The following is a 12,844-nucleotide window of genomic DNA, read 5'->3' as shown; positions in this document are numbered from 1 at the left end:
ATCCTGAGACGGGGGCGCACATGAAAAAACCCCGTCCAAGCGGCGGGGTTTTCGAAGTTTCGGCTCGCGATGACGAAGGCTGTTAGCGCGCGCAAAATTCCGAGGTCCCCAGATGGGGGCCTTTTTTCGAGGCGACTGCCTTCGACGAGATTGCGCACGACTTCGTGATCATTCGCAAATGATGCGGGGTAAGCATGGAACTGTCAATACACGTGGAGGGCGAAGGCCGGATCTGCCAAAAAAAAGCCGGGCTCGATCGAGCCCGGCTTAAGGTATTGGCCACGTGAGGCCGACACAATCACCTTCCAAGAGGGATTACTGAACTCCCGCGCCACTGGAGGAGGGGGACAAATGCGCAACGCGAAGGCTCAGCGTGAAAACATTATGGGCTAGCCTCGCGCCCTGCATCAAGCGTCCAAGCCGCATGTCAGACATGCGGAAATCAGGACGGCCAGCGCTGCGCCTTGCTCACCACGAAGTCGCGGAACACTTGCACGCGTGCGACCGTCTTCAGCTCTTCCGGATAAACAAAATACGTATCGAGCTGGATCGAATCCGATTCGCCGAACAGCTGCACGAGGCGGCTCTGTTCTTCGATCAGATAGTCCGGCAGCGCGGCGATGCCGAGGCCCTGCTGACAGGCGCGCACCAGGCCGAGAATGTTGTTGACCCTGAAATAGGCTTCGCGCGGACCCGAGCCGTTGCGCCCCGCTTCGACCAGCCAGTTGCGGTTCTGAAGATGCGGCGCGAAGTTGCCGTCGGAGAGCGTGATGATGCGATGAGAGTCGAGCTCCTCCAGCGTACGCGGCGTGCCGAAGCGCTTGATGTAATCAGGCGAGCAATAGGCGTGGAAGCCCATCGCGAACAGCTTGCGCTGGATGAGATCCGGCTGCGTCGGCTTGCGGGTGCGGATCGCGACGTCGGCCTCGCGCATCGACAGATCGAGCTCCTCGTCAGTGACGATCAGCGAGATCCGGATTTCCGGATAGAGCGCGGTGAATTCGCCGAGCCGGGGGATCAGCCAGTTGATGCCGACGCCGGGCGTGGTGGTGATCTTGAGATCGCCGCTCGGCCGCTCGCGGCTGTCGGTCAGTTTCGCGCGCGCCGCCTGCAGCTGCATGAACACGTCATGGGCGGTGCGGAACAAGAGATCGCCCTGTTCGGTGAGGATCAGGCCGCGCGCGTGGCGGTGGAACAGCGAGACCGAGAGTTCTTGCTCCAGTGCCGACACCTGGCGTGACACCGCCGATTGCGACAGGCCGAGCTGCTCGCCCGCGTGCGTGAAGCTGCCCGCTTCCGCCGCCGCGTGAAACACCTTCAGCTTGTCCCAGTCCATATCCGTGAATCCGTCGCGTGTTCGTGCCATGATGCCTATTCCGCTGCCGCGCGCTCGCTGGCGCGCAGGGCCAAAAATCGTTCCGCCTCGAGCGCTGCCATGCAGCCGAGGCCTGCCGCCGTGACCGCTTGACGATATGTCTCGTCGGCGACGTCGCCCGCAGCGAACAGGCCGGGGACCGAGGTGGCGGTCGAGTTCGGGGCGACCTCGACATAGCCCGACGGTTTCAGCTTGATCTGGCCGGCCACGAGCTCGGTCGCCGGGGCATGCCCGATCGCGACGAAGACGCCGTCGGTCGGCACGTCGGTCAAGGCGCCGGTCTTGGCGTTCTTCAGCCGCACATGAGTGACCTTGTTCGGGTTCTCGGTGCCGCAGATCTCGTCGACGGCTGAGTCCCAGATCACCTTGATCTTCGGGTGCTTGAACAGACGCTCCTGCAGGATGCGTTCGGCGCGGAAGTGATCGCGACGATGCACGATGGTGACCTGCGAGGCATGGTTGGTGAGGTACAGGGCTTCCTCGACCGCGGTATTGCCGCCGCCGACCACCACGACGTTCTTGTTGCGGTAGAAGAAGCCGTCACAGGTGGCACAGGCCGACACGCCGCCGCCCTGGAATTTCGTTTCGGACGGCAGCCCGAGCCAGCGCGCCTGGGCGCCGGTGGCGAGGATGACGGCGTCGGCGAGATAGACGTCGCCGCTATCGCAGGTCAGACGAAAGGGTCGCTGCGAGGTGTCAAGCTTGGTCACCAGATCGGTCTTGATCTGGGTGCCCACATGCAGCGCCTGCTTCTCCATCTGCTCCATCAGCCAGGGGCCCTGGATCACGTCGGCGAAACCCGGATAGTTTTCGACGTCGGTGGTGATGGTGAGCTGGCCGCCCGCCTGGATGCCCTGGATCAGGATCGGCTCGAGCATCGCGCGCGCGGCGTAGATCGCCGCCGTGTAGCCGGCGGGGCCGGAGCCGATGATGACGACCTTTGCATGGACAGCGGCGGACATTTCGACAGATGCCTTTCACGGGGGACTGCAGCGCGGGCGCGGAACGTGCCGGGAGGCCTCGCGGAGGCGCTGAAATATCAGAGGTAATCTAAGCCTTCTGGTGAGCTATGCAAGAATTGCATTCCCTCTCGGCGGATTTTTCCAACAAGGAACAAAAGTCGATTGCGCTGCACGCGCAATAAAATTGCGCCGAGTGCGCGGTCTGGGCTATGAGGATTGCGACAGACCCACCAATACCGCCGTAAAGGCCAGGAGTTCCAATCACGTGTCGCGGAACCTAGACGAGATCGACCTGAAAATTCTCACCGAGATTCAGGCCGACGGTCGAATCACGAATGTCGAGCTGGCCAAGCGCGTCGGCATTTCGCCACCGCCCTGCCTGCGCCGCGTCCGGGCGCTGGAGGAGGAGGGGTATATCCACGGCTATCGCGGGCTTCTGGATGCGCGCAAGCTGGGCTTCGACGTCACGGTGTTTGCCGCGGTGCACCTCTCCAGCCAGGCCGAGGCCGATTTGCGCGCCTTCGAGGAGTTCGTCCGCGCCGAGCCCCTGGTGCGCGAGTGCTGGATGCTGTCGGGCGAAGTCGATTTCATCCTGAAATGCGTCGCACCCGACATGGCCACCTTCCAGGATTTCGTCACCCATTTGACCGCCGCTCCACACGTCCGCAACGTGCGGACCTCGTTGGTGCTGCACAATTCAAAATACGAGGCGGCTGTGCCGCTCGACGTGAGGGCAAGAAGGTAGCGTCTCCTCCGTCATTGCGAGCGGAGCGAAGCAATCCAAGCGGTCTCCGGAAAGACTCTGGATTGCTCGCTGCGCTCGCAATGACGAGCGGTGAGGGATCATCCCACCTCATTACCAGCAACACCCAGCAACAAAAAAGGCCGCGCACTGCGCGGCCTTTTTCAAATCACATGCGACGGCAAATCGTTACCGCCACTCCACCTTGGTGATCTCGTAAGCCTTGGCGCCGCCGGGTGCGTTGACCTCGACGGTTGAGCCCTTCTTTTTGCCGATCAGCGCGCGCGCGAGCGGCGAGGTGATGGAGATGCGGCCCTTCTTGGCGTCGGCCTCGACCTCGCCGACGATCTGCCACACCGTCTTCTTTTCGGTGTCCTCGTCGACCAGTGTCACGGTCGCGCCAAACTTGATGGTGTCGCCGGACAGCTTCGAGATGTCGATGATGTCGGCGCGCGCGAGCTTGTCCTCGAGCTCGGCGATACGGCCTTCATTGTGGGACTGCTCTTCCTTCGCGGCGTGGTATTCCGCGTTCTCCGAAAGGTCTCCGTGCGAGCGCGCCTCGGCGATATGCTCGATGATCCGCGGACGGTCCTCCGACTGGCGCTTCTTCAGTTCTTCCCCGAGCGCGGCAAAGCCGCCCGCGGTCATCGGTACCTTTTCCATCTCTTCTCTCGTCCTTCGGTCGCGCGCGCCCTGACATGCCAGAGCGCACGCAACTTGATTCGTCAGTCTGTCCGGGGGCTCAACGCGCTTGCCGCCGAACGTTCATATGGGCTTGGCGCCGGAACAGAACAACCATATGGCCGGACAGTTCCTCCGGCCATAGTGGCTTCATCGCCAATCACTTAGCGGAAGGTCGGGCCTTCCGCTCGCGATCAGGTTTCCGAAAAGTAGCTCTGCAGGGTCCGAACCTCAAGGTCCCCGCCCAGATAGGCGCGGATGCCCTGCGCGGCCGCCACGGCCCCGGAAAGAGTGGTGTAATACGGCACTTTATGCAAGAGGGCCGCGCGCCGCAGAGAACGGCTATCGGCGAGCGCCTGCGGGCCTTCGGTGGTGTTGAAGACGAGCTGGACATCGCCATTGGTGATGGCGTCGACGATGTGCGGCCGGCCCTCCAGCACCTTGTTCACCTTCTCGGTCGGGATGCCCTGGTCGGTCAGGAAGCGGGCCGTGCCGGACGTCGCCAGCACCTTGAAGCCGAGCGAATGCAGCTCGCGGACGGCCTCGGTGATGCGCGTCTTGTCGCTCTCGCGCACCGAGACGAACACCGTGCCCTTGCGCGGCACCCGCGTGCCGCCGCCGAGCTGGCTCTTGGCGAACGCCACCGCGAAGGAGCGGTCGATGCCCATGACCTCGCCGGTCGAGCGCATCTCGGGGCCGAGCACGGTATCGACGCCGGGGAAGCGGGCGAACGGAAACACCGATTCCTTCACGCCGACATGATCGAGGTTCGCCTTCTTCAGCTTGAAATCGGCAAGCTTCTCGCCGGCCATGATGCGCGCCGCGATCTTCGCAACGGGCGTGCCGACCACCTTGGCGACGAAGGGCACCGTACGCGAGGCGCGCGGATTGACTTCGAGCACGTAGATCTCGCCGTCCTTGATGGCGTATTGCACATTCATCAGACCGACGACGTCGAGGCCGAGCGCCAGCTCGCGGGTCTGCCGCTCCAGCTCCTCGATCATCTTGTCGTCCAGCGAGTGCGGCGGCAGCGAGCAGGCGCTGTCGCCGGAATGGATGCCGGCTTCCTCGATGTGCTCCATGATGCCGACGATGAAGGTGTCCTTGCCGTCGCAGAGGCAGTCGACGTCGATCTCGGTCGCGTCGGACAAATAGCGGTCGAACAGCAGCGGGTTCTTGCCGAGCACGGTGTTGATCTGGCCAGTCTTGTCGTTCGGGTAGCGGGCCTTGACGTCCCCCGGCACCAGCTCCGGCAGCGTGCCGAGCAGGTAATCGCTGAGCTGGTTCTCCTCGCGGATGATTTGCATCGCGCGGCCGCCGAGCACGTAGGACGGGCGAACCACCAGCGGCAGGCCGAGATCGGTTGCGACCAAGCGCGCTTGCTCGACCGAATAGGCGATGCCGTTCTTGGGCTGCTTCAGCCGCAGCTTGTCGAGCACCCGCTTGAAGCGGTCGCGGTCTTCCGCCAGGTCAATGGCATCGGGCGAGGTGCCGAGGATCGGCACTTCGGCGGCTTCCAGCGCACGCGCGAGCTTGAGCGGGGTCTGACCGCCGAACTGCACGATCACGCCGTGAAGCGTGCCGTTCGTGCGTTCCTTCGCGATGATCTCCAGCACGTCCTCGGCGGTGAGCGGCTCGAAATAGAGCCGGTCCGCAGTGTCGTAGTCGGTCGACACCGTCTCCGGGTTGCAGTTGACCATGATGGATTCGTAGCCGGCGTCGTGCAGCGCGAAGCAGGCGTGACAGCAGCAATAGTCGAACTCGATGCCCTGGCCGATGCGGTTCGGGCCGCCGCCGAGAATGATGACCTTCTTCTTGTCGGACGGCGAGCTCTCGTCCGCAGGTGCGCCCGCGAACGGCGCCTCGTAGGTCGAGTACATGTAGGCGGTGGGCGAGGCGAACTCGGCCGCGCAGGTGTCGATGCGCTTGTAGACCGGGCGAACGCCGAGCGCGTGGCGCTTCGCCGTGACCTCTGCCTCCGTCGTCTCCGCGATCACCGCGAGCCGGGCGTCGGAGAAGCCCATGGCCTTGAGCGTGCGCATGCCGAAGGCGTTGCCCGGCAGGCCGTTCTTGCGGACCTTCGCTTCCATGTCGACGATGCCGCGCATCTCGCTGAGGAACCACGGATCGATCTTGCAGGAATTGAAGATCTCCTCGTCCGACCAACCGAGCCGCATCGCCTGGGCGACCTGGAGCAGCCGGTTCGGCGTCGGCGTGCCGAGGGCGGCGCGGATCGCATTCTTGTCGTCGTCGCGGCCGAGACCTTCGATCTCGATCTCGTCGAGGCCGGTGAGGCCGGTCTCGAGTCCACGCAAGGCCTTCTGAAGGCTTTCCTGGAAGGTGCGGCCGATCGCCATGACTTCGCCGACCGACTTCATCGACGTGGTCAGCGTGGTGGAGGCGCCGGGGAATTTCTCGAAGGCGAAACGCGGCACCTTGGTGACGACATAGTCGATTGTCGGCTCGAACGAGGCCGGCGTGGCGCCGCCGGTGATGTCGTTGGCGATTTCGTCGAGCGTGTAGCCGACCGCAAGCTTGGCGGCGACCTTTGCGATCGGAAAGCCGGTGGCTTTCGAAGCCAGGGCGGAAGAGCGCGACACGCGCGGATTCATTTCGATGACGACCATGCGGCCGTCTTCGGGGTTGACGCCGAACTGCACGTTGGAGCCGCCGGTCTCGACGCCGATCTCGCGCAGCACCGCCAGCGAGGCGTCGCGCATGATCTGGTATTCCTTGTCGGTCAGCGTCAGCGCCGGCGCCACCGTGATGGAATCGCCGGTGTGCACGCCCATCGGATCGAGGTTCTCGATCGAGCAGACGATGATGCAATTGTCTTTCTTGTCGCGCACCACCTCCATCTCGTACTCTTTCCAGCCGAGCACGGATTCTTCGATCAGCACTTCGTTGGTGGGAGACGCATCCAGGCCGCGCTCGATGATGTCGAGGAACTCTTCCTTATTGTAGGCAATGCCGCCACCGGTGCCGCCCATGGTGAAGGAGGGGCGAATGATTGCGGGCAGGCCGATCTCGGACAACGCCATCAGCGCCTGGCCCAGCGCATATTCCTGGTAGCGCTTGCGGCGGTCGTTCTCGCCGAGCGTCCATTGCCGCTCGAGCTCTGCGAGCGCCGCGCCAGAGGCCTTTGCGCGTTCGGCCTGGTACTTGTCGCGGAAGGACTTCTTTAGGGCGGAGGCGTTGGCGAGCCGTGACTTCGGCGTCTCGAGCCCGATCTTGGTCATGGCCTCGCGGAATAGCTGGCGGTCCTCGGCCTTGTCGATCGCGTCCGCGGTGGCGCCGATCATCTCGACGTCGAACTTGTCGAGCGTGCCTTGCTGGCGCAGCGACAGCGCGCAGTTCAGCGCGGTCTGTCCGCCCATGGTCGGCAGCAGCGCGAAGCCGCCGGGAATGACGTGACGTTCCTTCTCGATGATTTTCGCGACGATCTCGGGCGTGATCGGCTCGATATAGGTCGCATCCGCCAATTCCGGGTCAGTCATGATGGTGGCCGGATTGGAATTGACGAGGACGATGCGATAGCCCTCTTCCTTCAGCGTCTTCACCGCCTGGGTGCCCGAATAGTCGAACTCGCAGGCCTGGCCGATCACGATGGGGCCGGCGCCGATGATCAGGATGGTGGTGATGTCTGTACGTTTGGGCATCAACTCTCGCCGAAGTGGAATTTGGGCACAAAAAAAGGGCGCGCCTGCTGCGCGTCCCTTGGCCGAGAGCGCGGTGGTCCCCCCTCGCGCGCGGGGTGGGTCTTAGACCAGTTTTCGGGACGGCGAAACCCCGAAAAACGCCCATCAACCGGCAATTTTGACCGGTTTTGGCCGGGCCTGCCAGCCCCGGGCGAGATGCACCAGAACAGCCGCCGAAACGCTCAGTCCGCCGACCCAGCCGAGATCGGCCGGGCTCCACGCCGCAAGCACGGCGCCACCCAGGGCACCGCCGATCGCAAATCCGAGATACATGGCCGAGGCGTTGAGCGAGAGCGCGATCATCGAAGCCTGCGGCTCGATCCGGATGATGCTGGCGACCTGGGCCGGGTAGAACGCCCAGCCCGAGATGCCCCAGAGGAAGATCGCGCCCAGCACCGCATAATGCGCCTGTCCCGGCATCAGCTTCAGGACCAGCGAATGCAGGATCAGCGCGCTTGCCATGCCGGCAAGCCCGAGACCTGCTGTGGCGGGCGTGCCGAGCCGGTCGGCCAGGACGCCGCCGAGCATGTTGCCGATCGCGGCGGCGCCGCCGAACACCAGCAGCGCGAGGCTGATCTGCGACGCATCGAATCCAAGGCCGCGCAGCGGGATCGCGAAATAGGTGAACACTGTGAAGCCGCCGAGCGCCCATAGGATCGTGATCAGAAGCGCGGTCAGGACATTGCGGTGACGCGCCACTGCCAGCCGATCGCCGAGCGAAGCCGTGTTGCGGGGCAGGCCGCGGGGCAGGCCGAGCAGGAGGCCAGCGAGCGCAACGGCGCCGATCAGGGCGACCATGGCAAAGGTCGCGCGCCAGCCGAGCAGGCTGCCGACGAGATTGCCGAGCGGAACGCCGATGACGGTCGCAACCGTGAGGCCGGAGGTAACCAGCGCCACCGCGCGGCCGCGTCGCTCCGGCGCCGCGACGGCCACGGATACGGCCAGCGCGGTCGGCATGCACAGGCCGGAGCCCAGCGCCATCAGCATGCGCGAGGCCAGCAGCAGGGCGTAATTCGACGCCACCATCGCCGCGAGGTTTCCGGCGATGAAGGTCGATAGCGCCAGGGCCAGCACGGTGCGGCGGTCGATATTGTTCAGCGTCACCGCCAGGATCGGCGAGCCGACCGCATAGGTGAGGGCGTAGGCCGTGACCAACTGCCCGGCGGCGGGGACGGAAATCGCCAGGTCGGTGGCGATCGACGGCAAAAGCCCTGCAATGACAAAGCCTTCCGTGCCGATCGCAAAGGCCGCCAAGGCCAACCAGAATACGCTCATCCGAGGATTCCCTATGTTCAATGTTTATTGAACTATCGATGGGACGGTCAGGAGTCAATTGGTTCAAGAACTATTGAACATCGAAGCCATTTCGCTATGGTCTCCGACATGAGCCGCACCCCACCCCACCCCACCCGCGCGCAGATCGAACTGCCGATGGTTCTGGATTGCCTGAGCGATCCGATCAGATTGGCGATCGTGTATCAGCTCGCGCAGCAGGAACGTGTCAGCGGCGAGCTGTGCTGTGGCGATTTCAACGGGCTCAGCGGCAAGTCGAATCTGGCCTATCACTTCGCCAAGCTGCGCGAATGCGGCCTGATGCAGACCCGCGTCGCCGGCACCAACCGCTTCGTGCGGCTGCGCCGCGAAGATCTGGACGCACGTTTTCCGGGCCTGCTGGATGCCGTCATCACCTCCGCGGCAAAGGATGCCGACCGGCTGCGACTTGTGTCGGAATGCGAAGTGGTCGAGATGGAGTGAGGATTGGACGGCTTGCGTGGCCGCGCCACGCGTAGCCCCGTGAGGGGCGAAGCGTGGAGACCCGGCCTGGATTTGAACCAGGATAAAGAGCGATGCATCGCCCTCGCGTAACGCTTCCGCCACCGGGCCGCGGCGATCATTACCGATCGAGGTGCGACAAGCCACCTCAGGCAGACGTTATGCTTAACGGACCCAGGAAGCCTAACGAATCCAGGAAGTTTACCGAACCCAGGAAACTTACCGAACCAACGGCGGCCGCGCGACGAACGTCATGCGCCAGCTATTGTGGCCGATATTGCGGTGAGCGCGCTGGACCGCGAAGTCGGCTGCCTTGAGCCTGGCGGTGATCTCCGCCTCGCTGTAGCGCTGCAGCCCGATGCGCGTGCGCAGATGACGGTAATCCGACAGTGCGGTGCTGATCAGCCCGATCAGTGCATCTTTCAAAAAGCCGTGACGCAGGCCGAAGCTGAGCAGCGCCGTGACGTCCCTGAACATGCCGACATTGGGCTGGAGGATGTCGCCGAGCACCAGCTTCCCGGAGGGTTTCAGGATGCGGCGGAAATTGAGGAGCGCGCCGTCGAGCTCGTCCGGCGTCATGTATTGCGCGACCGAGTTCATCACGACGAGATCGATCGACTGCTCCTGCATGTTGTGGACGTCGTCGAGCGAGCGGACGCGGATTTTCGTGTTCGGGGCAAACCGGGCGATCAACCGGCCGCGCACGCCGGGCGCGGGCTCGGCAAGGATCAGCTTGCCGCAAGCCGCCGCGACCTGGCTCGCCGACAGCGCCTCGCCGCAGGCATAGTCGAGCACGGTCGCCTCGGGCGAGGAGATGTAGCCGATGATGTCCCGCGCGATGATCTGAAAGTGCAAGTCGCGATGCAGCTTGCTGACATAGATCGTATGCGTCGAGTCGTAATAATCGATCCAATCGTCCATGGTATCCGAGGGCCCCGGCCAAACGGTTCCGTTGAAGGAACCGGCGCTGCCCGCCTGCGTTAGGGGTGCGGCGGCGCGCCGTCAATGTCCGCGTCCTAACAGGAAGGTTTCTCGTGAGCAAAGCCCCACAAAAGGTCTCGCCCGACCTCGACACCCCCACCGATCTGTCGTCCCAGGCAGTCAACAAGGTTTCGGAGGCACTCAACGTGCTCCTGGCCGATGCGTTCGCGCTTTATCTCAAGACCAAGAATTTTCACTGGCACATCAGCGGCCGGCATTTCCGCGACTATCATCTGCTGCTTGACGAACAGTCCGACCAGATATTCGCCACCACCGACCAGCTCGCCGAGCGCGTCCGCAAGATCGGCGGCACGACCCTGAAGTCGATCGGCCAGGTCGCGAAACTCCAGACTATTAAGGACAACAACGAAGACTACGTCCCGCCGCGTGAGATGCTGCGCGAGCTGATGCAGGACAACAAGCATGTCGCCGCCGCAATGCGCAAGGCGCACGACGTGTGCGACGAGGCCGGCGACGTCGCCAGTGCCAGCATCCTCGAGAACTTCATCGACGAGACGGAGCGCCGCACCTGGTTTTTGTTCGAAGCCACAAGACAGGAAGGTGCGAACGAGGCGTAGGATAGGTCGTAGGGTGGATTAGCCGCAGGCGTAATCCACCACGTCTGCCTCCGCGGAAACAGAAGAGGTGGGTTACGCTTCGCTAACCCACCCTACATCACCTTGCTTGCAGCTACCGCCACAACCGCATCAACGCCCCGTCCTTCCCCGTCACCGGATCGGCCGGCGGCAGCGCGACGTTTGGAATCGTCTTCAGCGCCTTGGCGTGGTTCTCCGGCGTTGCCCGGGTGACCTCCATCTTCGCGCCCGGCGGATAAGCGCCGATCACGCAGAAATCCTCGCTGGCCTTGATACGTTGGTGACCTGTGCCGGCGGGCAGGATCGCGACGTCGCCGGCCTTGATCTCCAGCTCCTGGCCATGGTCGCCGCCGAAGCGCACGCGCGCGCTGCCACGCGCAACGCCGAGCACCTCGTGCACCGTCGCATGATAATGCAGATAGTCGAAGACGCCATTGCGCCACGTGCCGCCCCAGCCGTTCGCTTCGAACAAGCGTTCGATCGTCTCTTCCGGCCGTCTGGAATCGAGCTTCACCGCGGCCTGGTAGACCAGGAAGGGGAGGATATTGTTCGGCACGAGCCCGTCATCCTCAAACACGATGGCGAGCGGCTCGGCATTGTCGCGGACGACGGACATGGCGGGCTCCTGCGTGAGCGTAGTAGGGATCAACGAAGGGAGCTAAGCGGCGTTCCTCGTGCGCTGTCAGTGCGGGTTGGCGCTGCGCCCCGGAACAACAAAAGCCCGGGAGAAGGCCCGGGCTCGATGTCGTCAAAGCAGTTGCAGGAGAGCGCGCGATTTACGCGCTCTTCTTCTGCCGCATCAGGTCCGCAAAACGCTGGAACAGATAGTGCGAGTCGCGCGGACCCGGCGAGGCCTCGGGGTGGTACTGCACCGAGAACACCGGCTTGCCGTCGAGCTGGATGCCGCAATTCGAGCCGTCGAACAGCGAGATGTGGGTCTGCGTCGCGCCGGTCGGAAGGGTGCTCTCGTCCACTGCAAAGCCGTGGTTCATCGAGGTGATCTCGACCTTGCCGGTGGTCTCGTCCTTGACGGGATGATTGGCGCCGTGATGGCCCTGGTGCATCTTCTTCGTCTTGGCGCCGACCGCGAGGCCGAGCATCTGATGGCCGAGACAGATTCCGAATGTCGGCGTGCCCGACTTGATCACGTCCTGGATCACAGGCACGGCATATTTGCCGGTCGCGGCCGGATCGCCGGGACCGTTCGACAGGAACACGCCGTCTGGCTTCATCGCCAGAATATCTTCAGACGACGTCGTTGCCGGCACCACCGTCACCTTGCAGCCGACGCCGGCGAGCAGGCGCAAAATGTTGCGCTTGATGCCGTAATCGATGGCGACGACGTTGAACTCAGGCTTGTCCTGACGGCCAAAGCCCTTGTCCCACAGCCACGGCGTCTCGTCCCACGTGAAGCGCTGGCCGGAAGTGACCATCGGCACGAGGTCCATGCCTTCGAGCCCCGGCCATTCGCGCGCTTCTTCCTTCAGACCGTGCAGGTCGAACTCGCCGTCTTTGGCGTGCGCGATCACGGCATTGGGCATGCCCTTGTTGCGGATCAGCGCGGTCAGTGCGCGGGTGTCGATGCCCGAGAGGCCGATGATGCCGCGGGCCTTCAGCCACTGGTCGAGATGCTTGGTGGCGCGGTAGTTCGAGGGATCGGTGATCGCGGTGCGCAGGATCACGCCGCGCGCGCCGGGCGTTGCGGCCATGTTCACCGTCTCGATGTCGTCGTCGTTGGTGCCGACATTGCCGATATGCGGGAACGTGAAGGTGATGAGCTGGCCGGCATAGGAGGGATCGGTGAGGATCTCCTCATAGCCGGTCATGGCGGTGTTGAAGCAGACCTCGCCGACGGCTTGTCCTTCGGCGCCGAGGCCAAAGCCTTCCAGCACCGTGCCATCGGCAAGCACCAACAGCGCGGTCGGTTTGTGGTCCGGCCAGGCAGGATCGTTGTCATGTTGTGTCATGAGCCCGGTTCATAGTCTCCGCGGGCGCCGACGTCAAAGCGGAGATGCGCCGATTCACATGCGTTTTTG

The 12,844-nt window shown here is 63.7% G+C and carries 11 protein-coding genes; 3 read left to right on the top strand and 8 right to left on the bottom strand.

Annotated features, from left to right (window positions below):
• Positions 1–442: 442 nt before the first annotated feature.
• Positions 443–1,366, bottom strand: a complete 924-nt coding sequence (locus tag ABIB66_RS18335) for a LysR family transcriptional regulator (RefSeq protein WP_007614700.1) — start codon at positions 1,364–1,366, stop codon at positions 443–445.
• Positions 1,367–1,371: 5 nt separating this feature from the next.
• Positions 1,372–2,337, bottom strand: a complete 966-nt coding sequence (trxB, locus tag ABIB66_RS18330) for a thioredoxin-disulfide reductase (RefSeq protein ID WP_354208127.1) — start codon at positions 2,335–2,337, stop codon at positions 1,372–1,374.
• Between the two features lie 265 nt (positions 2,338–2,602).
• On the opposite strand from trxB, the gene ABIB66_RS18325 reads away from it, so the two are divergent.
• On the top strand, positions 2,603–3,082 hold the full coding sequence (locus ABIB66_RS18325; RefSeq protein ID WP_275172518.1) for an Lrp/AsnC family transcriptional regulator: 480 nt from the start codon (positions 2,603–2,605) through the stop codon (positions 3,080–3,082).
• 186 nt (positions 3,083–3,268) lie between these two features.
• On the opposite strand, the gene greA is transcribed toward ABIB66_RS18325, so the two are convergent.
• The 3 genes from greA to ABIB66_RS18310 form a co-directional block, all read right to left on the bottom strand.
• Complete coding sequence (greA, locus tag ABIB66_RS18320) at positions 3,269–3,742, bottom strand: transcription elongation factor GreA (RefSeq protein ID WP_007596674.1); 474 nt, start codon at positions 3,740–3,742, stop codon at positions 3,269–3,271.
• Between the two features lie 212 nt (positions 3,743–3,954).
• Positions 3,955–7,419 carry a carbamoyl-phosphate synthase large subunit gene (gene carB, locus ABIB66_RS18315; protein WP_354208124.1) on the bottom strand — a complete coding sequence of 1,155 codons (3,465 nt, stop codon included), beginning with the start codon at positions 7,417–7,419 and terminating at the stop codon, positions 3,955–3,957.
• Between the two features lie 144 nt (positions 7,420–7,563).
• Entirely contained in the window at positions 7,564–8,733 is a 1,170-nt protein-coding gene (locus ABIB66_RS18310) for an MFS transporter (protein ID WP_354208122.1), read from the bottom strand.
• 108 nt (positions 8,734–8,841) lie between these two features.
• On the opposite strand from ABIB66_RS18310, the gene ABIB66_RS18305 reads away from it, so the two are divergent.
• Positions 8,842–9,213, top strand: a complete 372-nt coding sequence (locus tag ABIB66_RS18305; RefSeq protein WP_354208358.1) for an ArsR/SmtB family transcription factor — start codon at positions 8,842–8,844, stop codon at positions 9,211–9,213.
• 237 nt (positions 9,214–9,450) lie between these two features.
• On the opposite strand, the gene ABIB66_RS18300 is transcribed toward ABIB66_RS18305, so the two are convergent.
• On the bottom strand, positions 9,451–10,152 hold the full coding sequence (locus ABIB66_RS18300) for a class I SAM-dependent methyltransferase (RefSeq protein ID WP_354208120.1): 702 nt from the start codon (positions 10,150–10,152) through the stop codon (positions 9,451–9,453).
• A gap of 113 nt (positions 10,153–10,265) precedes the next feature.
• On the opposite strand from ABIB66_RS18300, the gene ABIB66_RS18295 reads away from it, so the two are divergent.
• Positions 10,266–10,790: a Dps family protein gene (locus tag ABIB66_RS18295; protein WP_018453593.1), complete on the top strand. Its 525-nt coding sequence runs from the start codon at positions 10,266–10,268 to the stop codon at positions 10,788–10,790.
• Between the two features lie 112 nt (positions 10,791–10,902).
• Here the strand turns inward: ABIB66_RS18295 and ABIB66_RS18290 are convergent, their stop codons facing one another.
• On the bottom strand, positions 10,903–11,424 hold the full coding sequence (locus ABIB66_RS18290; protein WP_354061688.1) for a hypothetical protein: 522 nt from the start codon (positions 11,422–11,424) through the stop codon (positions 10,903–10,905).
• 160 nt (positions 11,425–11,584) lie between these two features.
• On the bottom strand, positions 11,585–12,775 hold the full coding sequence (gene carA / locus ABIB66_RS18285; protein WP_354208118.1) for a glutamine-hydrolyzing carbamoyl-phosphate synthase small subunit: 1,191 nt from the start codon (positions 12,773–12,775) through the stop codon (positions 11,585–11,587).
• Between the last annotated feature and the right edge of the window lie 69 nt (positions 12,776–12,844).

The organism is Bradyrhizobium sp. F1.13.3 (assembly GCF_040548265.1).
GTDB lineage: Bacteria > Pseudomonadota > Alphaproteobacteria > Rhizobiales > Xanthobacteraceae > Bradyrhizobium.
This window is presented reverse-complemented; position numbering and strand designations above follow the sequence as displayed.